This is a genomic window from Paracoccus sp. UBA5162 (genome assembly GCF_002413585.1).
Taxonomy (GTDB): domain Bacteria; phylum Pseudomonadota; class Alphaproteobacteria; order Rhodobacterales; family Rhodobacteraceae; genus Paracoccus.
In genome coordinates this window covers 1-23,334 of record NZ_DHXG01000065.1, presented here as the reverse complement: position 1 = coordinate 23,334, position 23,334 = coordinate 1, and the positions used below count along the sequence as shown (strand labels likewise).

At 65.6% G+C, this 23,334-nt stretch carries 19 protein-coding genes; 8 read left to right on the top strand and 11 right to left on the bottom strand.

What is annotated here, in order from left to right; all coding sequences use genetic code 11:
* Positions 1-52: 52 nt before the first annotated feature.
* The 4 genes from B4A72_RS09615 to B4A72_RS09600 are packed head-to-tail and all read left to right on the top strand — an operon-like array spanning position 53 to position 4,640.
* Positions 53-1,576 carry an ABC transporter ATP-binding protein gene (locus B4A72_RS09615; protein WP_292978453.1) on the top strand — a complete coding sequence of 508 codons (1,524 nt, stop codon included), beginning with the start codon at positions 53-55 and terminating at the stop codon, positions 1,574-1,576.
* Entirely contained in the window at positions 1,573-2,649 is a 1,077-nt protein-coding gene (locus B4A72_RS09610) for an ABC transporter permease (RefSeq protein ID WP_292953336.1), read from the top strand. Before B4A72_RS09615 ends, B4A72_RS09610 begins: the two co-directional genes overlap by 4 nt.
* Positions 2,646-3,533 (top strand): ABC transporter permease, encoded by an 888-nt coding sequence (locus tag B4A72_RS09605; RefSeq protein WP_292953339.1) that lies wholly within the window; start codon positions 2,646-2,648, stop codon positions 3,531-3,533. The genes B4A72_RS09610 and B4A72_RS09605 overlap by 4 nt, the downstream gene beginning before the upstream one ends.
* A 27-nt stretch (positions 3,534-3,560) precedes the next feature.
* The gene (locus tag B4A72_RS09600; protein ID WP_292953342.1) at positions 3,561-4,640 is read left to right on the top strand and encodes a BMP family ABC transporter substrate-binding protein; all 1,080 of its coding nucleotides are present in this window, start codon (positions 3,561-3,563) and stop codon (positions 4,638-4,640) included.
* A 297-nt stretch (positions 4,641-4,937) separates the two neighbouring features.
* Here B4A72_RS09600 and purU read toward each other — a convergent pair whose 3' ends face one another.
* The 4 genes from purU to B4A72_RS09580 form a co-directional block, all read right to left on the bottom strand.
* Complete coding sequence (gene purU, locus B4A72_RS09595; RefSeq protein ID WP_292953345.1) at positions 4,938-5,822, bottom strand: formyltetrahydrofolate deformylase; 885 nt, start codon at positions 5,820-5,822, stop codon at positions 4,938-4,940.
* Between the two features lie 141 nt (positions 5,823-5,963).
* On the bottom strand, positions 5,964-7,130 hold the full coding sequence (locus B4A72_RS09590) for a M20 aminoacylase family protein (protein WP_292978451.1): 1,167 nt from the start codon (positions 7,128-7,130) through the stop codon (positions 5,964-5,966).
* A 100-nt stretch (positions 7,131-7,230) separates the two neighbouring features.
* A complete protein-coding gene (locus B4A72_RS09585; RefSeq protein WP_292978476.1) occupies positions 7,231-8,568 on the bottom strand; it encodes an NAD(P)/FAD-dependent oxidoreductase in 1,338 nt (445 codons plus the stop codon).
* Positions 8,569-8,570: 2 nt separating this feature from the next.
* On the bottom strand, positions 8,571-10,403 hold the full coding sequence (locus tag B4A72_RS09580; protein ID WP_292978449.1) for an ABC transporter ATP-binding protein: 1,833 nt from the start codon (positions 10,401-10,403) through the stop codon (positions 8,571-8,573).
* 280 nt (positions 10,404-10,683) lie between these two features.
* Between B4A72_RS09580 and B4A72_RS09575 the strand changes: the two genes are divergently transcribed.
* The 3 genes from B4A72_RS09575 (at position 10,684) to B4A72_RS09565 (ending at position 14,528) form a co-directional block, all read left to right on the top strand.
* On the top strand, positions 10,684-12,387 hold the full coding sequence (locus tag B4A72_RS09575; protein ID WP_292978447.1) for a peptide ABC transporter substrate-binding protein: 1,704 nt from the start codon (positions 10,684-10,686) through the stop codon (positions 12,385-12,387).
* A gap of 145 nt (positions 12,388-12,532) precedes the next feature.
* Positions 12,533-13,540 (top strand): ABC transporter permease, encoded by a 1,008-nt coding sequence (locus B4A72_RS09570; RefSeq protein WP_292978445.1) that lies wholly within the window; start codon positions 12,533-12,535, stop codon positions 13,538-13,540.
* The gene (locus B4A72_RS09565; RefSeq protein ID WP_292953363.1) at positions 13,533-14,528 is read left to right on the top strand and encodes an ABC transporter permease; all 996 of its coding nucleotides are present in this window, start codon (positions 13,533-13,535) and stop codon (positions 14,526-14,528) included. The genes B4A72_RS09570 and B4A72_RS09565 overlap by 8 nt, the downstream gene beginning before the upstream one ends.
* 96 nt (positions 14,529-14,624) lie before the next feature.
* On the opposite strand, the gene B4A72_RS09560 is transcribed toward B4A72_RS09565, so the two are convergent.
* The 4 genes from B4A72_RS09560 to B4A72_RS09545 form a co-directional block, all read right to left on the bottom strand.
* Positions 14,625-16,946 carry an aldehyde dehydrogenase family protein gene (locus B4A72_RS09560; RefSeq protein ID WP_292978443.1) on the bottom strand — a complete coding sequence of 774 codons (2,322 nt, stop codon included), beginning with the start codon at positions 16,944-16,946 and terminating at the stop codon, positions 14,625-14,627.
* Positions 16,947-16,954: 8 nt separating this feature from the next.
* Positions 16,955-17,902, bottom strand: coding sequence for a deoxyribose-phosphate aldolase (gene deoC, locus B4A72_RS09555; RefSeq protein ID WP_292953369.1), 948 nt, complete (start codon positions 17,900-17,902; stop codon positions 16,955-16,957).
* A gap of 190 nt (positions 17,903-18,092) precedes the next feature.
* Positions 18,093-18,764, bottom strand: coding sequence for a DUF1523 family protein (locus tag B4A72_RS09550; protein ID WP_292953372.1), 672 nt, complete (start codon positions 18,762-18,764; stop codon positions 18,093-18,095).
* Positions 18,765-18,778: 14 nt separating this feature from the next.
* Positions 18,779-19,060, bottom strand: a complete 282-nt coding sequence (locus tag B4A72_RS09545) for a hypothetical protein (protein WP_292953375.1) — start codon at positions 19,058-19,060, stop codon at positions 18,779-18,781.
* A gap of 229 nt (positions 19,061-19,289) precedes the next feature.
* On the opposite strand from B4A72_RS09545, the gene B4A72_RS09540 reads away from it, so the two are divergent.
* Entirely contained in the window at positions 19,290-20,564 is a 1,275-nt protein-coding gene (locus B4A72_RS09540) for an acetylornithine deacetylase/succinyl-diaminopimelate desuccinylase family protein (protein ID WP_292978441.1), read from the top strand.
* A 130-nt stretch (positions 20,565-20,694) separates the two neighbouring features.
* Here the strand turns inward: B4A72_RS09540 and B4A72_RS09535 are convergent, their stop codons facing one another.
* The 3 genes from B4A72_RS09535 to B4A72_RS09525 all read right to left on the bottom strand — a co-directional run.
* Positions 20,695-21,354, bottom strand: a complete 660-nt coding sequence (locus tag B4A72_RS09535) for a Fe2+-dependent dioxygenase (RefSeq protein ID WP_292953381.1) — start codon at positions 21,352-21,354, stop codon at positions 20,695-20,697.
* Positions 21,355-21,358: 4 nt separating this feature from the next.
* The gene (locus B4A72_RS09530) at positions 21,359-22,387 is read right to left on the bottom strand and encodes a hypothetical protein (RefSeq protein WP_292978439.1); all 1,029 of its coding nucleotides are present in this window, start codon (positions 22,385-22,387) and stop codon (positions 21,359-21,361) included.
* A 263-nt stretch (positions 22,388-22,650) separates the two neighbouring features.
* A partial coding sequence (locus B4A72_RS09525) for an STAS/SEC14 domain-containing protein (RefSeq protein ID WP_292978437.1) occupies positions 22,651-23,334 on the bottom strand: 684 nt, incomplete at its 5' end.

Genomic DNA, 23,334 nt, shown 5'->3' with positions numbered 1-23,334 from the left:
AGGCGGCGCGGGCGCGCTAGACAGGACGAAGATTTTGACCGGAGGGGCAAATTTGACGGCAGAGGCGGCGGTGTTCCGGGCCGAAGGGGTCGGAAAGTCCTATCCCGGTGTGCGCGCCAATGACGACGTGTCCTTCGCGGTCGAGGCGGGCCAGATCCACGCGCTGCTGGGCGAGAACGGCGCGGGAAAATCGACCCTGGTCAAGATGATCTACGGCCTGGTGAAGCCCGATGACGGCCGTATGACGCTGAACGGTGCACACCACCATCCCGCCGATCCCCGTGCCGCGCGCGCGGCCGGGGTCGCAATGGTGTTTCAGCATTTCAGCCTGTTCGACGCGCTGACGGTGGCCGAAAACATCGCGCTCGGCATGGAATATCCGCCGCCCCGGCGGGAATTGTCGGCCCGGATCCGGCAGGTCAGCCAGGATTTCGGCCTGCCGCTGAACCCTGCGCGCCGCATCGTCACGCTGTCGGCGGGCGAACGTCAGCGGGTCGAGATCATCCGATGCCTGTTGCAGGATCCGCGCCTGCTGATCATGGACGAACCGACCAGCGTCCTGACCCCGCAAGAGGCCGAATTGCTGTTCGCCACCCTGCGCAAGCTGGCCGATCGAGGCACCGCGATCCTGTATATCAGCCACAAGCTGGAAGAAATCCGCACCCATTGCGACCGCGCCACGATCCTGCGCGGCGGCAAGGTCGTGGACAGTTGCGACCCCCGCGCCCATTCCGCCCGCGAACTGGCCGCGATGATGGTCGGCGGCGAGATGCGTCCGATCGACCGCAGCGGGCGGCAGGCGGGCAAGATCCTGCTGGAGGTCAAGTCCCTGTCTCTGCCCGCCCCCAACGCCGAGGGCACGGCGCTGAAATCAGTCTCTCTCAGCCTGCGCGCGGGCGAGATCCTGGGCATCGGCGGCGTCGCCGGAAACGGGCAGGAGGAATTGCTGGCCGCCCTGTCGGGCGAGGTTCGCAGCGCGCCGGGCACGATTCTGCTGGAGGACCGCGATCTGGGCGCCACCCCCCCGCAGGCGCGGCGGCGGGCCGGGCTTCTGGCCGCGCCCGAGGATCGTCTGGGCCATGCGGCCGTGCCCGATTTCAGCCTGACCGAGAACACGCTGCTGACCGCTGGACCGCGCAAGGGATTGGTCCGCAAGGGCCTGATCGATCGCGCCGCCGCCCGAGCCTATGCCGAACAGGTGATCCGCGACTTCGACGTGCGCACGCCGGGGCCTTCTACCGCCGCGCGCGCCCTGTCAGGCGGCAACTTGCAGAAATTCGTCATCGGGCGCGAGGTCTTGCAAGCGCCGCGCGTTCTGGTCGTCAATCAGCCGACATGGGGCGTCGATGCCGGCGCCGCCACCGCGGTGCGTCAGTCGCTGCTGGATCTGGCGCGCGGCGGGGCGGGCGTGATCGTGATCTCTCAGGATCTCGACGAACTGATGGAATTGTCCGACCGTTTCTGCGCGCTGAACGAAGGCCGTCTGTCCGATCCGCGTCCGACAGCCGGGCTGAACCTCGACGAGATCGGCCTGATGCTGGGCGGCGCGCACGGGATGGAGGTCGCGCAGATATGATCCGCCTCGTTCCACGCGACCAGACCTCGGCCGCATGGCAGATCGCGACGCCTCTGCTGGCGGTCCTGGCGACGATGATCGCGGGCGGCCTGTTGTTCGCGATCATGGGTTACGACCCGCTTGCCGCGATCCGCACGATCTTCTGGGATCCGCTGTTCGGGCCTGCCGCCGGCTATTCGCGCCCGCAATTGCTGGTCAAGGCCGCGCCGCTGATCCTGATCGCCTCGGGGCTGGCGGTGGGCTTTCGCGCCGGTATCTGGAATATCGGCGCCGAGGGCCAATACATCATCGGCGGCATCACCGGCGCGGCGGTCGCGCTGGCGGCCTATCCCGCCGAGGGCATGTGGATCTTTCCCGCCATGGTGCTGGCGGGCGCATTGGGCGGTTGGGCCTGGGGCATGATCCCGGCCTTGCTGCGCAACTGGTTCGGCGCCTCGGAAATCCTTGTCTCGCTGATGCTGGTCTATGTGGCGCAGCGCGTGGCGGCGTGGATGGCCTTCGGGCCGATGAAGAACCCCGAAGGCTATGGCTTTCCGGGATCGCGCAACCTGCAGCAATATCCGGCCGCATCGAACCCCGAACTGATCGCAGGCACCGGCGCGCATTGGGGCGTCGTGGCCGCCGCCGCCGCCGTCCTGGCAATCTGGTTCCTGATGAGCCGTCACATCCGGGGCTTCCATATCCGCGCCGCAGGTCTGGCACCGCGCGCGGCCCGTTTCGCCGGGGTCAGACCCGAAACGCTGGTGGCCTTCTGCCTTGGCCTTTCGGGCGCCTTCGCCGGCATGGCGGGGCTGTTCGAGGTGGCGGGCCCCGCCGGCCAGATCACCGACAAGCTGGGCACGGGCTACGGTTTCACGGCGATCATCGTGGCCTTTCTGGGCCGGCTGCATCCGGTCGGCATCCTGCTGGCGGGCCTGCTGCTGGCACTGACCTATATCGGCGGCGAGCTGGCGCAGCTGACGCTGCAATTGCCCGCCGCCACGGTCCAGGTATTTCAGGGAATGCTGCTGTTCTTCCTGCTGGGTTTCGATCTTCTGACCCGCTTTCGCATCGCCAGGAGGATCGCCGCATGATCGACCCGCTTTCGGTCTTCCTGCTGCTTCTGGCCGCGGCCACGCCGATCCTCTTTGCCGCCCTTGGCGAGTTGGTGGTGGAACGCGCCGGCGTTCTGAACCTGGGTGTCGAGGGGATGATGATCACCGGCGCACTGGCGGGCTTTGCCGCGGCCTATGTGACCGGCAGTCCTTTCGCGGGCTTTCTGGCGGCGGCGCTGGCAGGGGCCGCGATCGCGATGCTGTTCGCGGCTCTGACGCAAATCCTGCTGGCCAATCAGGTCGCCTCGGGTCTTGCGCTGACGCTTTTCGGCCTGGGCCTCGCGGCGCTGTTCGGCAAGCCGCTGGAGGGGATCAAGGCCCCCGCCATGATGCCCGGACCGCTTCGCATCAACTGGATCGTCTGGCTGGGGCTTGTGATGGTGCCGCTGGTCTGGTGGTTCCTGAACCGCTCGCGGACGGGCCTGATTCTGCGCGGGGTGGGCGAAAACCACGACGCGGCCCACGCCCTTGGCTATCCGGTGCACGCGATCCGCATTGCGGCGATCGGTTTCGGCGGCGCCATGGCGGGCGTCGGCGGGGCCTTCATCTCGATCGCCACGGTGCTGCAATGGACCGAGGGGATGACCGCGGGCGCCGGCTGGATCGCGCTGGCGATCGTGGTGTTCTCGAACTGGACCGCGCCCGGCGTGCTGGCGGGCGCCTGGCTGTTCGGCGGCGTCACGGTGCTGCAATTGCGCCTGCAGGCGGCGGGCATCCGGGTGCCGGTTCAGCTTTTGTCGATGGCGCCCTATCTTGCCACGATCATCGTGCTGGTGCTGATCTCGGCCCGGCAGAAATACAGCCGCCGCGCGGGACGGGCCGCCCCCGGCTCGCTCGGCCAGAATTTCCACGCGCTGCGCTGAAAGCGGCGCGACAACAGAGAGGGAAACATGAACCGCAGAGAACTTCTTGTCAGTGTCGCCGCCCTGCCCGCGATCGGCCTGGCCGCGCCCGCCTTGGCCCAAACCGAACCTTTGAAGGTCGGCTTCATCTATGTCGGCCCGGTGGGTGACGGCGGCTGGACCTATCAGCACGATCAGGCCCGGCAGGCGATGGTCGCCGAATACGGCGACAAGGTCGAAACCACCTTCATCGAAAGCGTGCCGGAAGGTGCCGATGCGGAACGCGCGCTGACCCAGCTGGCGCTGGCGGGCAACAAGCTGATTTTCGCCACCAGCTTCGGCTACATGGACGCGGTCATGAATGTCGCGGCCAAGTTTCCCGACGTGAAATTCGAACACGCGACCGGCTACAAGCGCGCCGAGAATGTCGCTACCTATGACGCCCGTTTCTACGAGGGCCGCGCCGTGATCGGTACCATCGCGGGGCGGATGACCAGGTCGAACAAGATCGGCTATATCGGTTCCTTCCCGATCCCCGAGGTGGTCCAGGGCATCAACTCGTCCTATATCCACGCCAGAAAGGTCAATCCGGATGTCGAAATCAAGGTGGTCTGGGCCTATAGCTGGTTCGATCCCGCCAAAGAAGCCGACGCCGCAGCAGCCCTGATCGCCGAAGGCGTGGACGTGATCCTGCAGCATACCGATTCCACCGCACCTCTGGCCAAGGCGCAGGAAGCGGGGGCGATCGGCTTCGGACAGGCCAGCGACATGGCGAATTTCAAGCCGACTCCCAGGGTCTCGTCGATCATCGACAACTGGGCGCCCTACTACATCGAACGGGTCGGCGCGATGCTGGACGGGACCTGGGAATCAACGGCGACCTGGGCGGGAATCGGCGATGGCGAGGTCGAGATCGGCGAAATCACCGATGCCGTGCCGGCCGAGGTCAAGCAGGAGGCGCTGGCGCTGAAGGACAAGATCGCCTCGGGCGAATACCATCCCTTCACCGGTCCGCTGAACAAGGCCGATGGCAGTGCATGGCTGGCCGACGGCGAGACGGCGACGGACGAGGAATTGTCGGGTATGGATTTCTTTGTCGAAGGAATAACCGCCGAGCTTCCGCAATAGCCGGCGGGAAAAAGGGGCGCTGCCCCCGCCCCTCCGGGGCTCCCCCGGGATATTTCTGCCAAGGCAAAGTCGATGACGCCCCGCTTCCATCAGGAAACGGGGCGCTTTGCCTTGGACGGTCATCGGCGTCCCCGCCTGTACCGCATTCGGTGAATAACCTGGAATCTGTAAAAAAATCGTCAACCTGCCTTGCCTTGGTCCAAATATCCCGCGGGGGGAGCCGCGCGGGACGCGCGGCCGGGGGGCGCGAAGCCCCCCGCCGCCGGTTCGGACCTGCACCATGGCCGTGTTGATTGCTCAGCCCATCCGCTCCGAGACATAGCTGCCTGGCGAGGCGGGGAAGACGACCGTTTTCGCGCCATTCACGAACACGCGGCCGTGGATGTGGGCATGGACCGCGCGCGACAGGACCTGGCTTTCCACATCGCGACCGAGACTGACATAATCGCCCGGGCTCTGGGCATGGGTGACGCGCACCGTGTCCTGTTCGATGATCGGGCCCTCGTCCAGATCTGCGGTGACGTAGTGCGAGGTCGCCCCGATCAGCTTCACGCCGCGCTCATAAGCCTGCTTGTAGGGATTCGCCCCCTTGAAACTGGGCAGGAAGGAATGGTGGATGTTGATGATCCGCCCCGACATCTTGTGGCACATCGCATCCGACAGGACCTGCATGTAGCGCGCCAGGACGATCAGTTCGGCCCCGGTTTCCTCGATTATCTCCAACTGCCGGGCCTCGGCCTCGGGCTTGTTCTGGGCGGTCACGCGGATCATGTGGAAAGGGATGTCGTGATTGACGACGACCTTCTGATATTCGTGGTGGTTCGAAACCACACCGACGATGTCGATGGGCAGCGCGCCGATCCGCCAGCGATAGAGAAGGTCGTTCAGGCAATGGCCGAAGCGGCTGACCATGATCAGCACCTTCTTCTTGACCGCATCGTCGCTGATCTCGATCTCCATGCCGAATTTCCCCGCAATCGGCGCGAAATCGGCCTGAAGTCCGTCCAGCGTCGCCCCACCTTCGGACCGAAAGCTCATCCGCATGAAGAAATTGCCGGTCTCGGCATCGTCGAACTGCGCGCTGTCGGTGATGTTGCAATCATGCTGCGCCAGAAAGCCCGAGATCGCGGCGACGATCCCGCGGGTCGAGGCGCAGGTGACGCGCAGGGTATAGCTGTTCATGTCGGATCCGTCCCTTCAACTTGTCAGGGCGGGTCGATCTTCGCCGCCCGCCCCCGCATTTCGACCGAACGGCGTGCCATGACCATCGTGTTTCCGACCTCGGCCGGCGGTGCTGCGACATGGCCTGCCGCGCGCGACGATTCAGGCGGCGGGCATCCGGCTTTCGACCATGCCGGCATACCAGCTGGATCCGGCCGGGATGGCGTTGTCGTCGAAATTATAGGCCGGATGGTGGACCATCGCGGAATCGCCATTGCCGACGAAGATATAGGCGCCGGGGCGTTCCAGCAGCATGTAGCTGAAATCCTCGCCACCCATCATCGGCTGCATCTCCATGTCCACATCGCCGGCGATGTCGCGGGCCACCTTGGCGGCCCAGGTCGTTGCCTGATCGTCGTTCACGGTGACCGGATACCCCCGCTGATAATCGACCTCGGCCGTCGCACCCATCGCGGCTGCCACATTGATGGCAACGCGGCCAATGCCCTCTTGCAACTGGTCGCGGACGCCGGGATCGAGACTGCGCGCGGTGCCCCGCAGCTTGACCACCTGCGCAATCACGTTATGCGCGGTCGAATCGGTCGTGACCACGCAGACCGAGATCACCGCGTTCTTCAGCGGATCGATATTGCGGGCGACGACGGATTGCAGCGCGACGATGATCTGCGCCGCCGTCAGGGTCGTGTCGATGCATTCATGCGGCTTTGCCGCGTGGCCACCCTTGCCAGTCACGGTGATGTCGAACTGGTCGGCAGAGGCCATCATCGCACCGGGCTTGATGGCGAAGGCGCCGGTGGGGATGCCCGGCATGTTGTGCATCCCGTAAACCTCGTCGATCTTCCAGCGATCGATCAGCCCGTCCCTGACCATCGCGTCGCCGCCGCCGCCGCCTTCTTCGGCGGGCTGGAAGATGACCACCGCCGTGCCGTCGAAATTGCGCGTCTCGGCAAGGTATTTCGCCGCGCCCAGCAGCATCGCCGTATGGCCGTCATGGCCGCAGGCATGCATCTTGCCAGGCGTCTTCGAGGCATAATCCAGCCCGGTCTGTTCGTTGATCGGAAGCGCGTCCATATCGGCACGCAGACCGATCACCCGGCCGGTCTTGTCCGACTTGCCCTTGATGACCCCGACAACACCGGTCCGGCCGATCCCTTCCGTCACCTCGTCACAGCCGAAATCCCGCAAAAGATCCGCGACTTTTCCCGCCGTGCGGTGAACGTCATACAGCAATTCCGGATTCTCGTGGAAATCGCGGCGCCAGGCGGTGATTTCGGGCAGCAATTCGGCAAATCGGTTCTTGACGGGCATGATGGATCTCCTTCGCGGCGCAGGATGAGACTTTCCTGCACGGCCTGCAAGTGGGCGCCGCACGCCGGAGATATCCGGAAAGAGCGCGAGCGGCTGTGACCTAGAGATCGGGCCCCAGCGTGACGGGCGATCCGTCCGAGAAGCGCGAAAAGCGGAACCGTGTCAGATCGTGGCGCGGCGCCCGGCCCTGAATCATGGCGGCCATGACGCGGCCCACCCCCGGACCGATGCCGAAGCCGTGGCCGGACAGGCCGGTGGCGACGAAGAATCCGGGCATCGGAGTTTCGTCCAGCACCGGAACATGGTCGGGCATCGTGTCGATCATTCCCGCCCAGGCGGCACGGATCCGCGGGCGGCCGATTCGCGGAAAGGCGCTGGCAAACGCCTTGACGAGATGGTCGATGCGGGCCGGATTCGGATCCGGGCTGAGGATCCGCACCGCCTCGAAGGGCGAGGCTGCGTCGGCGGACCATCGGCGCGGCGTGCGCCAGGCATCCGGATAGGCCCTGGGCGCGGCCGGTTGCAGGCTTGTCTGCGACAGGTCGCGGCGGATCTGGGGCAGATAGGCCCGCAGATGTCTGAACGCCGCCGGGCCTATCCAGAAATCATGCGCGGTGCCGGGCGCCAGCGTATAGCCGCCATCGGCGCGGCGGCGGAAGGCGACATCCGGATCGGCCGCGGCGCCGGGCCAGAATTCGGGCATGGCCTCGGTGGCGGCGACGGTGGCGCGGACCGACAATTGCGGCAGGATCATCCCGGCATTGCCCGCGAAAAGACCCGACCATGCGCCACCTGCCAGAAGAACGCGGTCGGTCCGGATCGCCCCAGCCTCGGTCAGCACGGCCGAGATGTGTCCGGCCGTCGTCTCCAGCGCGCGGGCGGCGCAATGTTCGCGGATGGTGACGCCTGCCGCCGCGGCCAGCCGGGCGATGGCGGGAACGGCGAAGGCCGGTTCGGCGCGCATATCCGATGGCGTGGTCAGCGCACCCAGCCAGCCTGCCGAATTGGGCAGCACGCGGTCCAGTTCTGCGCGGCCCATGATGCGGCTGTCCAGGCCGTGGTGGCGGGCCACGTCCAGCCATGCCTCGTAGCGGGTCATGCTGGCCTCGCCCCGTGCCAGATAGCTGACGCCGCAAGCCGCAAGGCCCAGCCCCTCGCCCAGTTCCCGTGACAGGCCGCGCCATAGCTGGCGGGCCTCCAGCATGATCGGAATTTCGGCCTCGTCGCGGCCCTGCGCGCGGACCCAACCCCAGTTGCGCGAGGATTGTTCGCCCGCAATCACGCCCTTTTCGCACAGCACGACCGACAGCCCGTCGCGAGCAAGATACAGTGCCGTGGTGACCCCAACGATGCCGCCGCCGATGACCACGACATCCGCGGAGGCTGGCAGGTCGGCGCGAAATTCGGGGACCGCGCCGGGGCCGATCGGCGGTTCGATCCTCACGAATGGGTCACGGGATCGACCAGCACCCGGTGACCAGGCGCGACTTCGCGATAGACCGAAGGGCTGGCCAGGTAATCGACCGGATGGATCGGCGAAGGGATCGGGCGGAATTCCAGATCCTCGCTGATCTTCTTCTGGCGCGGATCGGCGACGGGGACGGCCAGCATCAGTTGTCTGGTATAGCTGTGCTGCGGGTTCTCGAAGACCTGCGCGCGGGTGCCCAGTTCCACGATCCGTCCCAGATACATGACGCCGACATGATGGCTGACCCGTTCGACCACCGCCATGTCGTGGCTGATGAACAGCATCGAGATGCCCATATCCTGCTGCAATTCCATCAGCAGGTTCAGCACCTGCGCCTGCACCGAGACATCCAGCGCCGAGACCGCCTCGTCCGCGATGATCAGTTTCGGGTTCAGCGCCAGGGCGCGGGCGATGGCGATGCGCTGGCGCTGGCCCCCCGACATTTCATGCGGATAGCGGCGCATGAAGCTGCGCGGCAGTTCCACCCGGTCGAACAAAGCGGCGATCCGGTCCTGACGTTCGGACCGATTGCCGATTCCGTAATTCAGCATCGGCTCGGCGACCTGATCATACAGTTTCATATGCGGATCGAGGCTGGCGAAAGGATCCTGAAAGATCATCTGCATGTCGCGGCGCGCGCGTCGCAGACCGCGCTGTGACAACGCCAGAACATCGGTCCCGCCAAGGTTCACATGGCCCGATTGCGGTTCGACCAGCCGCAGGATCGACCGCCCGCAGGTCGATTTGCCGCAGCCCGATTCGCCCACCAGCGACAGCGTTTCACCGCCGTTGATGGTGAAGCTGACATCCTCGACCGCGTGGACATTGGCGACGGTCCGGCGCATGATGCCGCCCTTGACCGCAAAGCGCGTGACCAGGTTCTCGACCGTCAGCAGCGGTTTCGGATCGGCCACGATGATCGGCTCGGGCTTGCCCACGGTTCCGTCGCGCATCAGGCGCAGGCGTTCGGGGGCGGGCTTGCCGGACATCTCGCCCAGACGCGGCACCGCGGCCAGCAGCATCCGGGTATAATCTTCGCGCGGTGCCTCGAAGATCTGTTCGACCGGTCCTTCCTCGACCTTGTCGCCGCGATACATGACCACGACGCGATCGGCCATCTGCGCGACCACGGCCATGTCATGGGTGATGAAAAGAACGGCGATCTGCTTTTCACGCTTCAGCCGGTCGATCAGCGCCAGGATTTCCGCCTGGATGGTCACGTCAAGCGCGGTCGTCGGCTCGTCGCAGATCAGCAGGCGCGGCTCGCAGGCCATGGCGATGGCGATGACGACCCGCTGGCGCATTCCGCCCGACAATTCGTGCGGATACTGATCCATGCGCCGCTCGGGTTCGGGGATGCGAACCTGTTTCAGGATCTCCAGCGCGCGGGCACGGGCGGCCTTTTTGTCCAGACCGCGATGTTCGATCAGCCCCTCGGCCAACTGATCGCCGACGGTAAAGACCGGGTTCAGCGCCGTCATCGGTTCCTGGAAGATCATGCCGATCTGATTGCCGCGGATGTCGCGCATCACCGGCGTCGATTGCCGGACCAGGTCAACGACCTTGCCGTCGCCGGTATCGAACATCAGCTTGCCGTTGGTGATGGTGCCGCCGCCGAATTCCACCAGCCGCATCAGCGACAGCGAGGATACCGACTTGCCCGAACCCGATTCGCCGACCACGCAGACGCATTCGCCGGGTTTGATGTCGAAGCTGACATCCTTGACGCCGACCACCACGCCGTCGTTGGTTTCGAATTCGACGCGGAGCTTCTCGATGGAAACCAGGGGGGATTCGTCCAGCATCGCGGTTCCTGTCCTACGTTCTGCCCAAAGGCTAGTCAGAGCGCCTCAAATGTCAAAGCGGAATGCGGCGCCGATCGGTTCGACGCGATAGCACTTGCTTTCGGCGGCGGGATCGGCAGAAGATGTGCCCATTCCGCAGGCAACACGGGACAGGATGCCGGCCCGGAAATCCGGGAGAGAAACAAGAAAAGACGATACCCGTCAACGGATTGAGCCGAGATCAGAACAGGCGGCACAGATCGCCCCGGCCCCGCGGACCAACCCCCAACAGGAGAGTGGAATGAAACTGAAGACCTTGCTGATGGGCGCGGCGGCGACCCTCGCGCTTGCCCCCGCCGCCATGGCCGAACGCGGCTCGGACGGGCAGTTGAACATCATCATGTGGCAGGCGCCCTCGACCATGAACCCGTATCTGTCGGCCGGCACCAAGGACGTCATCGCCGCCAGCATGGTGATCGAGCCGCTGGCCAGCTTTACCGCCGACGGCAAGCTGACCACGCGCCTCGCGGCCGAGCTTCCGTCGCTGGAAAACGGCGGCATCTCGGAAGATCTGAAGACGGTGACCTGGAAGCTGAAGGACGGCATCACCTGGTCCGACGGCACGCCGCTGACGGCCGATGACGTGGTCTTCACCGCGAATTACTGCATGGACCCGGAAGGCGGCTGTGCGCAGCTGGCGAAATACGAGGGAATCGAAAGCGTCGAAGCGGTCGATCCGCTGACCGTGAAGGTGACCTTCGCCGAACCGCATCCCGACCCGTTCTCGGCCTTCGTCGGCGGCCAGTCGCCGATCCTGCAAAAGGCGCAGTTCGAAAATTGCACCGGTGCGGCGGCATCGACCTGCACGGAACAGAACTTCAACCCGATCGGCACCGGCCCCTTCAAGGTGATCGAGTTCAAGACCAACGACGTGATCACCTTCGAGGCCAACCCCGAATATCGCGAACCCGACAAGCCCGCCTTCGCCACGCTGACCATCAAGGGCGGCGGCGATGCATCCGCCGCCGCGCGCGCGGTTCTGGAAACCGGCGAATACGACTATGCCTGGAACACGCAGCTGGCGCCGGACGTGCTGGCGGGGATGGAAGCCGGCGGCAAGGGCAAGGTGCAGGTCGCCTTCGGCAGCCTGGTCGAACGCATCCTGGTCAACCTGACCGACGCCTCCTCATCCCTGCCCGAAGGCGAACGTTCGACCGCCAAGAACCCCAACCCGATCACCACGGACCCGGCCGTGCGCAAGGCGCTGTCCATGGCCATCGACCGCAGCCTGCTGACCGAGATCGGCTATGGTCAGGCCGGCAAGCCCACCTGCAACCTGGTCCCCGCGCCCGAGGCATGGGCCTCGGACAACACCGCCTGCCTGACGCAGGACATCGAAGGGGCCAAGAAGGTTCTGGAAGATGCCGGTTGGGTCGATAACGGCAGCGGCGTCCGCGAGAAGGACGGCGTCAGGCTGTCGCTGCTGTACCAGACCTCGGTCAATGCCGTGCGTCAGGACTTTCAGGCGCTGATCAAGCAATGGTGGTCGGAAATCGGCATCGAGACCGAGTTGAAGACCGTCGATGCCTCGGTCTTCTTCGGCGGGGATGCGGGCTCGCCCGACACGTTCCAGAAATTCTATGCCGATGTCGAGATGTATGCCAACAACTTCGAAGGCAACAACCCCGAGCCCTATCTGGCGCAATGGACCTGCGACAAGGCGCCCCGGCCGGAAACCCAATGGCAGGGCGAAAATCACGCCCGCTTCTGCGACCCGGAATATGACAAGCTGGTCGCCGAACTGGGCAAGACGGTCGATCTGACCGAACGCGGCAATCTGGGCAAGAAGATGAATGACATGCTGACCAAGGACAGCAACGTCATCATCCCGCTGGTCTATCGCGGCACCGCTTCGGCCGTCAGCAACACGCTGGAAGGCGTCAAGCTGAATGCCTGGGACACCGAGATCTGGAATGTGGCGGACTGGTCGCGCAAGCAGCAGTGATCTGAACCGATGATCCGGGCCGCCCGCCTCGCCGCAGGCGGCCCGGTTTCCGCCTGCCCCCATCCGCCAGAAGGCGGCGCAAGGGCGGGTCGACAACAGGGACGGCACCCATGCGCATCACGACAGGAACCCGAAGGGCCGCGTCATGCTGAATTTCACCATCCGGCGCCTGCTGCTGGCGATTCCCACGCTTCTGTTCATCTCGCTGGTGATCTTCCTGCTGCTGGAGGCCTCGCCCGGCGATCCGCTGGCCGACGTGCCGCTGACAGTGCCGCCCGAGGTGAAGGAAAAGATGCGCGAGGCGCTTGGGCTGGGACAGGCCTGGTATATCCGCTATGTCCTGTGGCTGAAGCAGTTCTTCTGGGTCGAGCCGGTCTACTGGTTCGACCAGGCCTTCGGCACCGATTTCAGCGCCGGCGCACAACGCATCATCAGCTTCCAGTCGCGCAGCCCCGTCTTCGACATCATCGCGCAGCGCCTGCCGCAGACGCTGGTGGTGGTCGGCATGTCCTATGTCGTCGGCGTGATGATCGCGATCCCGATCGGCATCGTCTCGGCCTACAAGCAGTATAGCTGGTTCGACCAGTTGGGCACCTTCGTGTCGATGGTCGGCTTCTCGATGCCGACCTTCTTCACCGGGGTCGTGCTGATCATCGTCTTCGGGGTCAAGCTGCAATGGTTTCCCTCGGTCTATGACACCACGCTGGTGGTGCGCGACTGGAACAGCTTTCTGGCCCAGGTCCGGCAGATGGTCATGCCGGTGACGGTTCTCGCGCTGTACAACGCGGCGCAGATCAGCCGTTTCATGCGCGCCTCGATGCTGGACAATCTGGGGCAGGATTACGTCCGCACCGCCCGCGCCAAGGGCCTGGGCGAACGCAAGGTGGTGCTGAAACACGTGCTGAGGAACAGCCTGATCCCGGTCGTCACCGTGATCGCGCTTGGACTGCCGACGGTGTTCGGCGGCGCCATCATCACCGAGCAGGTGTTCAAGGTGAACGGGCTTGGACAATTGCTGATCACGGCCATCAACGGCAACGACATTCCGATGGTGCTGACGCTGACCTTCATCTTCGCGATCCTGATCGTGATGTTCACCCTGATCGCCGACATCCTCTACGGCGTCCTCGACCCCCGGATCCGCTATGACTGAGACCGAACGCCAACGTCACCTCGACACGGCCGAGCTGGTCGACGAAAGCGCCGGAAACGCGGCCGTCACCGCCGACCTGCCGCCAGACGACCCGGTCCGTGCGGGCGGCGAGACGCGCAGCCAGTGGCGCGATGTCTGGCGGCAGTTCCGCAGCCACAGGGGCGCGATGGTGGCGCTGGTGCTGTTCGTCCTCGTGCTGCTGTTCGTCTCGATCGGGCCCTGGCTGTGGACGATCGATCCGACCTATGTCGATATCCGCGCCCGCAATTCCGGCTTCGTGGCCGCCCATCCGCTGGGCACCGACCAGTTGGGCCGCGACATGCTGGCCCGGCTGATGGCGGGAGGCCGCGTTTCGATCGCGGTGGGGATGACGGCCATGCTGATCGCGATCTTCCTCGGCAGCATGATCGGGGTCATGTCGGGTTATTTCAGACGCCTCGATGCGCCGCTGATGCGGATCACCGAACTGTTCCTGGCGCTGCCGCTGCTGCCGCTGCTGCTGCTGATGGTGACGCTGTTCCGTGAACCCCTGTCGCAGAATTTCGGGCCGGCGACGGGCATCTTCATCCTGATCGTCTCGGCCATCGGCGCGACAAGCTGGATGCAATCGGCGCGCATCGTGCGCGGCGACGTGCTGGGCCTGAAAGAGCGTGAATTCATCCTTGCCGCGAAATCCATCGGCACGCCGCCGCGACGGATGATCCTGCGCCACATCCTGCCCAACGTGCTGTCGCCGATCATGGTCGCGGCGACCCTGGGCATCGCCACCGCGATCATCACCGAAAGCGCGCTGAGCTTTCTGGGTCTCGGCTTTCCCCCGGATTTTCCGACCTGGGGGCGGCTGCTCTACGACGCCGTGGATCAGATGGTCCTCTATCCCAGCCGGGTGATCCTGCCCGGCATCTTCATCTCGCTGACGGTTCTGTGCGTGAATTATATCGGCGACGGGCTGCGAGACGCGATGGACCCGCGGATCCGCGGCCGCTGACACAGGCGCGCCGGACCGGGCGGCGGGCCGGCCTTCCCCTCGCGCTCTTTCCAAATACCTTGCAGGGGGTCCGGGGGACGCAAAGTCCCCCGGCGATCAATAGGCCGTGCCGGCACCTGCCGGCAAGGCGCCATAAGGCAGCCAGACCGTCTTGGTCCGGGTGGCGCGGCGCAGAAACTCCTCACCCTGCGCCTCGGCTCCGGTCCAGTCGCGGTTCACGGGCGACCAGACCGGCTTCAGGTTTCCGCCCGCCGCAAGTTCGACCGCCTCCAGCCCGGCGCCCGGATACCACATCGCGGCCACGGCATCATGGGCGGCCAGAACCTGCGCCAGGTCCGGTTTCGATCCGGTCACGATGTTCACCACCCCGGCCGGCAGGTCCGAGGTGTCGAAGACCTGATACAGATCGGCCAGCGCCAGCGGATCGTCCTGCGCGGGGATCGCCACGACACAATTGCCCATCGCGATGGCGGGCATGACCAGCGACATGAACCCGGCCAGGGGCTGCATGTTCGGGCAGGCGATGCCGATGACACCGAAAGGCTCGGGGATCACATTGACCAGATGGCCGGGCCTGGCCTGCACGTTGGTGCCGTCGAATTTGTCGGCCCATGCCGCATAGTGGAAGGCGCGGGCGATGGCGGCATCGGTTTCGGCCCGGCTGGTCCGGCGCGTGAAATCCTCGGCGCGGGCAGCAAGGTTCTCGGCAATATAGTACAGAACCTGCGCGCGCCCGTGACCGCCCATCGCGGCCCATTTGCCGGCCTTGGCCGCCGCCTCGACCGCGTTTCGGATATCCTTTCGGTTGCCCAAAGGTGCAAGTCCGCCCGCCACCCCATACATGACACCGCCATCGGGCCGTTTCTGCGCGCCGCCGATATAATGCTTGGCGGTGCGGTCCAGCCCGCCGCCCTGCTCCGCGCCGTCCATCACGACCGGCGCCTTCGGCGCGGCTTCGCCCGCCGATTTTATCTTCGGTTCGGCCAGGTAATCCAGCATCCCCGCGCGCCCGCCCTCGCGGCCGAATCCGCTTTCGCGATAGCCGCCGAAGGGCGCCGCGGCGTCGAAGGCATTGGCGCAGTTGATCCACAGCACCCCGGCCTTGACCTGCGCGGCGATGTCCGTGGCCACGCTGGCGCTTTCCGACCAGACCGAGCCTGCCAGCCCGTAGCGCGTGTTATTGGCCAGCGAGATCGCCTCGTCGGCGGTGCGAAATGTCGAAAGTGTCGCGATGGGGCCGAAGATTTCCTGCTCCATGCCCGGGTTGCCTGGGGCGATGTTGCGCAGATAGCCCGGTGCGATGAAACAGCCCTCGCCCGGCTGTCCGCCGATCAGTTCAGCCCCGGCATCGGTCGCAGCCTTGCAGATCGACAGAATGCGGTCCTTCTGCACCGGATCGACGATGGCTCCGATATCGGTGGACTTGTCCAGCGGCGGACCCGGCCGCAGCCTTTCCATCCGTGCGCGCAGCAGCGCCTCGAACCGGTCCGAAACCGCCTCGGCCACCAGGATGCGGGAACCGGCGCAGCAGACCTCGCCCTGGTTGAACCAGATTGAATCGACGACGCCCTCCACGGCCGCGTCGAGATCGGCGTCTTCCATCACGATGAAGGGCGATTTGCCGCCCAGTTCCAGCGTCAGAGCCCTGCCGCTGCCCGCCATCGCGCCGGCAATCGCGCGGCCGACCTCGGTCGAGCCGGTGAAGGCGATCTTGTCCACCTGCGCCGCCACCAGCGCCGCGCCGGTTTCGCCGTCGCCGGTCACGATGTTGACGACACCTGCGGGAAGGCCGATCTGCTGGCAGATTTCGGCAAAGGCCAAGGCCGTCAGCGGGGTGTATTCGGCGGGCTTCAGAACCACCGTGTTCCCTGCCGCCAGGGCGGGCGCGATCTTCCAGGCCAGCATCAGCAGCGGAAAGTTCCACGGGATGATCTGGCCGCAGACGCCCAGCGGCGCGTGGCCCGGAAAGGCCGTATCGCGCAGTTCGGCCCAACCCGCGTGGTGATAGAAATGTCGCGCGACCAGGGGAATGTCGATGTCGCGGCTTTCGCGGATCGGCTTGCCGTTATCCAGCGTCTCCAGGACCGACAGAATGCGTTCGCGTTTCTGCACATGCCGCGCGATGGCATAAAGGTAACGGGCGCGTTCGGTCCCGCTGAGCGCGGCCCATTTCGGCTGTGCCCGGCGCGCGGCCCTGACCGCCTGCGCCACATCCTCGGCGCTGCCCTGCGTCACCTTGGCCAGCGCCTCGCCGGTCGAGGGATCGCGGGTGGCGAAGGTCTGGCCGGGTTTCGTGACCTTGCCGCCGATGAAATGGCCAAAGGGCGCGCGCGCCTTCAGCCAGTCGCGGGCGGCACTGCTGTCTTCGACCGAGGGGCCGTATTCCATGCTGTCCATGATTTCGCTCACGCGGCTCATTCTGTCCCTCAGGCGATGGCTTGGCGATGACCGGCGGCATAGCGGCCGGTGACGTGGTGGCTGATCTGGCGTTCGATATCGCCAAGAAGGCTGCTGGCGCCGATGCGGAACAGGTCCGGGCTCAACCAGTCGCGGCCCAGTTCCTCGGCCATCAGCACCTGCCAGTCGATCGCGTCCCTGGCGGTGCGCAATCCGCCCGCCGGCTTGAATCCGACCCGGTGCCCGGTCAGGGTCCGGTAGTCCCGGATCGCGCGACACATGACCAGCGACACGGGCAGGGTCGCGTTGACACCTTCCTTGCCGGTCGAGGTCTTGATCCAGTCGGCCCCGGCCTGCATCGCGACATGGCTGGCACGGGCGACATTTTCCAGCGATTTCAGATCTCCGGTGGCGAGGATGGTTTTCATCCGGACGGGTCCGCAGGCATCGCGCATGGCCCGGATCTCGTCATAAAGGGCGGTCCATTCGGCGCGCAGGACATGGGCGCGGGTGATCACGATGTCGATCTCGTCGGCGCCCTGATCGACGGCATGACGGATCTCGGCCAGACGCAGATCCAGCGGCATCAGGCCGGCGGGAAAGCCGGTCGCGACGCTGGCCACGGGAATGCCGGAATTGCCAAGCGCGCGCTTGGCGGCGGCGACCATGGTGGGATAGACGCAGACGGCGCCCGTGGTCAGGTGAGGCACGCCCATCGCCTGCAGCAATTCGGCGGCGACGGGCTGGCGGGCCTTGGCGCATAACCGCGCCACCCGATCCTCGGTGTCGTCGCCGGCCAGCGTGGTCAGGTCGATGCAGCGGACCGCATTCAGAAGCCAGGCTGCCTGATGGTCCTTCTTCAGGCTGCGGCGCACGGGCAGCGTCGCCGCCCGGCGCAGCGCGGCGGGCGTATTGATGCGGATATCGGCGAAGCCTTCGATGCGAAGATCGGTGCCGGGATTGCGATGATCGGACATGTCCCCCCTCGGACCGGATGGCAGGGTGCAAGGTAGCCCCAGCCGGTCAGGGCGGCAAGGTGCGAGGCGCACGCGCGGCACTTCCATCGGTCAGGCATTGTCGCGGAACGGCGCCCGATCGGGGCGCGGAAGGCGGCGGCCCGACGGCGTTCCCGGCGCTTGGATCCTGGGCCCGCGCCGATCCGGTCGGCTATTTCCGCGGCCTGGCCCGCCGAGTGTTCCACCAGCCGCTGAGGCGCCCGCGCGCGCCGGCGGCGTCCGAGGTGACGCGATCGGTGGTACGATCCCACCTTGCATCCGCGGATCTGATCGCCGGGTCGAGGGTCCGTTCGCGGAACTGCGCCCACATGCGCCAGATCAGCACAAGGAAGATCAGCAGGACGGCAGAGATGATCATCGCGCCCCAGTTGCGCGGGCGGTCATTGGGATTGGCCAGCGTGTCGATCGCGATCGCGTTGGGATAGGCGGTCAACCATGGGATGCGCCAGCCATAGGCAGTCACGCTGACCCATTGCGGATCGGCTTTTCCGGATCGCAGATTGGTCGCCTCGGCATGAAGATTGGCGCTGTCATACTTGAAATAGGGCGGCCAGATCCAGCCGGTATCCTCGTTGCGATAGACAAAGACCTTGCCATTCGGGCGCACCGTTTCGATGAAGCGGACATCGCGCTGCCCCGAGGCGTTCTGAACCGTTCCGGTATCCTGGGCGGCGTAGAAGATCGCGTTCGACGAGGTGACCGGGGTCAGCCGGTTATAGGTATTGGTGATCCGGACAGTGTTCTTTGACGGAAGCGCATAATCCAGGAACAGGAACACCACGATCCCCAGCAGAACCCCCAGAACGACCTTGACGTAATGCATTTTCCGGCGGCCCCTTATTGCCAGTTGATCCAGTAGACGATTCCCATGATCGTCAATGTCGGGATGATGAAGACCAGCCACAAGAGCCGCGACCGCAGGCTCTTGTCAAACCCGACCATGGATTTGCGGACGAATTTGCCCCGGGCGGCCCGATCGCCCGCCATGTCGGGGTGACGCTCGGCCCAGATGTTCTCCAGCCTCTCGCGGCGCAGCGACCGGATGTAAAGTCGCAGAAGCAGATAGAACATCGCCTCGAGCAGCAGCACAAGGACAATCAGGCGGAAGAAGGCGATCAACGATATCTCTCCGGGCCGAACCCCGCGGCGCGGCCTGACGGACGGCCCGGTTCCGGATCAGGCTACCACGACGCGCGCGCCCGGGGCCAGCGGAAGGCGCCGCATCGGGCCGTGCGGTTCCGGGCGCGGGCCCTGCATCTGCCGGACCTGTCGGCGGGCCGTTCTCCGCCCGGCCCGTCGTCGCGACGGGGCGTTGTCTTCGCAGGCGGCGCGGCCTAGCCTGTGGGCCATGAATTCGCTGAAATCCGCCATCGAGGCGCGGCGTGACGATCTGATCGCGTTGACGCAGGATCTGATCCGCATCCCGACGCTGAACCCGCCGGGCCGACACTATCGCGACATCTGCGATTATCTGCGGGCCCGGATGGCGCCGCAGGGCTGGGACTGCGAATTGATCCGTGCCAAAGGCAGCCCCGGCGACAGCGACACCTATCCGCGCTGGAACATGATCGCCCGCAAGGCGGGCGCAACGCCGGGCGAATGCGTCCATTTCAACGGCCATCACGACGTGGTCGAGGTCGGCCATGGCTGGTCCCGCGATCCTTTCGGGGGCGAACTGGACGGCGACAGGATCTATGGCCGCGGATCCTGCGACATGAAAGGCGGGCTGGCGGCCAGCATCATCGCCGCCGAAGCCTTCGTGGCGACCCATCCCGATTTCGCGGGCAGCATCGAGATCAGCGCGACAGCGGACGAGGAATCGGGCGGCTATGGCGGCGTCGCCTACCTGGCCGAACGGGGTGCCTTTGCTCATGTCGATCACGTCATCATCCCCGAGCCGCTGCACAAGGACCGCATCTGCCTGGGCCATCGCGGCGTCTGGTGGGCCGAGATCGAGACGCATGGCCGGATCGCCCATGGCTCGATGCCGTTTCTGGGCGATTGCGCGGTGCGCCACATGGGTGCCGTTCTGGCCGAGATGGAGGCCGCGCTGTGGCCGCTGCTGGCCGGCAAGCATACCGCGATGCCGGTGATCCCCGAAGGCGCGCGGTCATCGACGCTGAACCTCAACGCGATCCATGGTGGCGCGCCCGAACCGGAGGACGGCTATACCGGCCTGCCCGCGCCCTGCGTGCCCGACCGCTGCCGCATCACCATCGACCGGCGCTTTCTGATCGAAGAGGATCTGGCCGAGGTCAAGGCCGAGATCACGGCCCTGCTGGATCGGGTCAAGGCGCGGCGGCCCGGCTTTCGATACGAGATTCGCGACCTTTTCGAGGTGGTGCCGTCAATGACCGACAAGGACGCACCGATCGTGACCTCGACCGCAGCCGCGATCGGGCGCGTGCTGGGCCGCGAAGCCGACTATGTCGTCAGCCCCGGCACCTATGACCAGAAGCATATCGACCGGATCGGAAAGTTGAAGAACTGCATCGCCTATGGTCCGGGGGTGCTGGATCTGGCCCACCAGCCCGACGAATGGATCGGCGTGCAGGACATGATCGACAGCGCCAGGATCATGGCGCTGGTGCTCGAGGATCTGTTGACGTCAGTCGAACGCTGATCGCGCCCGCCTTCCAGACCGCAGAAGGACGGCCGGGCGCGAACCGACATTGCCTTTGCCGAATGATTGCCGTCGCGCCCCGGCCCGCTCTGGCGCGAGGATTTCGCCATCGAAGACCGGTATCGGACAGCTAGTCGTCATACCACATGCGCGACAGGTTCGCCTTGGCCTTGAACACCCGGTCGAAAGCCGGCGACTTGCCCTGTTCGTCGAAGATCGCCTTGGCGGCGGCGTCGAGGTCGAACAGGATCTCACGGCGTGCCGGGTCGCGGACCCAGCTGGTGACCCAGCCGACGATGGCCATCCGTTCGCCGCGGGTCACGGGTTCTACCCGGTGCAGCGCCGATGTCGGATAGAGCACGAGATCACCGGCAGCAAGCCGGACGCCTCTTTCTTCCACCGCGTCCTCCATCACCAGTTCGCCGCCATCGTATTCCCCCGGATCGCTGAGCGCGAGGGTGAAGGACAGATCCGTCCGGCTGCCCATCATCACCGGATCGTCCACATGGGTGCCATAGGTCATCCCGCCGCGATAGCGCGACAGGAGAAGGCGTGCGAACTTCTTCGGCCGCGCCGCCGAGCGGAACACCTCGTTGCCGTTCAGCGTGTCGCGCACCTTGGTGAAGATCGTCTCCAGTCCCGGCGATGCCACCGCCTGAAGGTTGCTCTTGACGTTGCGCGCATAGCGACCGGCGGTGCGCTTTCCATCCTCGTATTCGAGCTTCTCGGCGGCCTCTCGCAAGGCCGCCGTTTCGTGGGTGTCAAGGGCGTTTCCGATGACGATCATCATGGATTCACTCTGCCCCGAGGGAGGCCAGTTCCATTCTTGCCGCTGCCGCGTAGAGAATGGACGGATCCTTTTCGTAATCTCCCTGTCCCTGCAGATCACCGAACGCGGAACCTGCCGCCTCGACCTGTTCCACGATCGCCGCCGCCGCATCCGACGCCTTGGCGTCGTCGCTTGCCGCAAGTTCGCCTGCCTCGGCCTCGATCACCCGCATGAAGCCCCAGGCATCATGGTATTCCTTTACATTCGCCAGTGTTCCGCCTTCGACCGCTATTGCGTATTCGTCGGCCGCGACACGGGTCAGCGCCGCAAAGGATTTCAACTGATCAGCCGCGTCGAAATTCGTCCGGACCTCTTCATGCGTCTGGCGCACCTTGCCGAACATTTCCGCAATCTTCTCATAGGAATCTTCCGCCTCGGCCGCTGCGGCAAGCGCCGAGATCTGTTCCCGCAGATCGCCATATCCCAGTTGGTCAAGCCGCTTGGCGACGGCTTCGTACTTCTCTTCGATCGGATGGCCCATATGCGTCTTTGCCGCCGACAGATCGCCCGCCTCGTACAGCGCAAGCCCCGCGCGCAGATGGCCTTCCATGAAGCCGAGATCGGTCAGAAAGGCGACATCGGGATCGATTGCGGCGCCGCCGCCTTCACCCTCGCCCTCGCCGCCTCCTTCGCCTTCGGAAGCGGCGGCTTCACCCTCGCCCTCGGAAGCGGCAGCTTCACCCTCGCCTTCGGAAGCAGCGGCTTCACCCTCGCCTTCGGCGGCAACCGATCCCCCCTCGCCTTCGCCCTCGGCGCCCTTGCCCTCGCCTTCGGCGGCTGACGCTTCACCCTCGCCCTCGGCATTGACCGGCGCTTCGGCCGCGCCCCCCTCTCCTTCGCCCTCGGCTTGCGCGATGACATAGCTCGAGCGGCCCTCGATCCGCTCTGCCTGGGCCATCAGCGGCGTGCCGATGACCATGGCCGCGGCGCCGCCCAGGGCGACGATCCGCTTGGGGGTGATGCTCCGAAAGGTCCGTTTGTTCACGTCAGGCATATCCGACTCCTTTACTCAACTTTCGACGCGTTATCAGGGAAGTTTCTGAACCTGTCAATGCGCGATGTCGGCGAAGCGGAAAGGCAGCGCCGCCAGCGCCTTGCACGCACCGGCACGCCCTGCCGGGGATCAGGCGCCTTTCCCCTTGCGGGCAAGCTGACGCGACCGGAAAGGGATCGTGCAATCCAAGGCCGGGACAGATCGCAGAGGCAAGTGAAGGCGGCCGCCGAAGCGACGCACCGGCACAGGCGGCGGCTGAAAGGCTAGGCTTTCGGCCTGCTCGGGGCGGCGGGCTTGCGCGCCGGTCTTGCGGCGGAGCCGCGTTTTTTCGTGGCCGCCTTGCCATTGGTGGCGCCAGAGCTTGCCCCGGCCTTCCCGGATGCGGAGTCGCTGGCCAGGGGTTTCGCCGATCCCGGCTTCGCGACGGCTTTTTTCGCGGCGGTTCGGGATGCGGCCGCTTTCCGCCCGGCCGCGGGCCTTGCCGAAGCCGTCTTGCCGGTCGATCCCGCGGCCTCTTTCGCCGCAGCGGACTTCGCCGCGTCCGGCCTTGTCGCCCGCTGGCTGCGGGTCGAGGATTTCCCGGGCGCGGCACTGTCCTGCGCAGTCTTTCCGGAGCCGGATTTCTCGGGTTTCGCCGACCCCGCCCCTTCGGTGATCCACGAAGTCGCCGCCTGCATCGCGTCGCCGGGAAAGACCGCAACCTCGCCCGGCATCAGCGGCGCGAACATTTTCACCGATCGGGTGATCCAGCCGATATCGCTGACCACCGCGACCTTTTCAAAACTGCGCCAATGGGTCAGGCCCAGCCGCGCGTCGTCCCACATCGCGCCGGTCGTATAGGTTTCGAAATCCGGGCCAAGCTGCATCAGCAGCCGCAGCTTTCCATGTTTCCGTTCCATCTTGCGCACCAGCGGGATCAGCCGATCCTCGTAATCGCGCGAGGTGAC

Coding starts and splice junctions, on each gene's coding strand:
- B4A72_RS09530 (WP_292978439.1), bottom strand. CDS start 22,387: ATGCCTGACGTGAACAAACGGACCTTTCGGAGCATCACCCCCAAGCGG.
- B4A72_RS09565 (WP_292953363.1), top strand. CDS start 13,533: ATGACTGAGACCGAACGCCAACGTCACCTCGACACGGCCGAGCTGGTC.
- B4A72_RS09535 (WP_292953381.1), bottom strand. CDS start 21,354: ATGATGATCGTCATCGGAAACGCCCTTGACACCCACGAAACGGCGGCC.
- B4A72_RS09610 (WP_292953336.1), top strand. CDS start 1,573: ATGATCCGCCTCGTTCCACGCGACCAGACCTCGGCCGCATGGCAGATC.
- deoC (WP_292953369.1), bottom strand. CDS start 17,902: ATGTCCGATCATCGCAATCCCGGCACCGATCTTCGCATCGAAGGCTTC.
- B4A72_RS09590 (WP_292978451.1), bottom strand. CDS start 7,130: ATGCCCGTCAAGAACCGATTTGCCGAATTGCTGCCCGAAATCACCGCC.
- B4A72_RS09550 (WP_292953372.1), bottom strand. CDS start 18,764: ATGCATTACGTCAAGGTCGTTCTGGGGGTTCTGCTGGGGATCGTGGTG.
- B4A72_RS09560 (WP_292978443.1), bottom strand. CDS start 16,946: ATGAGCCGCGTGAGCGAAATCATGGACAGCATGGAATACGGCCCCTCG.
- B4A72_RS09540 (WP_292978441.1), top strand. CDS start 19,290: ATGAATTCGCTGAAATCCGCCATCGAGGCGCGGCGTGACGATCTGATC.
- B4A72_RS09600 (WP_292953342.1), top strand. CDS start 3,561: ATGAACCGCAGAGAACTTCTTGTCAGTGTCGCCGCCCTGCCCGCGATC.
- purU (WP_292953345.1), bottom strand. CDS start 5,822: ATGAACAGCTATACCCTGCGCGTCACCTGCGCCTCGACCCGCGGGATC.
- B4A72_RS09605 (WP_292953339.1), top strand. CDS start 2,646: ATGATCGACCCGCTTTCGGTCTTCCTGCTGCTTCTGGCCGCGGCCACG.
- B4A72_RS09570 (WP_292978445.1), top strand. CDS start 12,533: ATGCTGAATTTCACCATCCGGCGCCTGCTGCTGGCGATTCCCACGCTT.
- B4A72_RS09575 (WP_292978447.1), top strand. CDS start 10,684: ATGAAACTGAAGACCTTGCTGATGGGCGCGGCGGCGACCCTCGCGCTT.
- B4A72_RS09580 (WP_292978449.1), bottom strand. CDS start 10,403: ATGCTGGACGAATCCCCCCTGGTTTCCATCGAGAAGCTCCGCGTCGAA.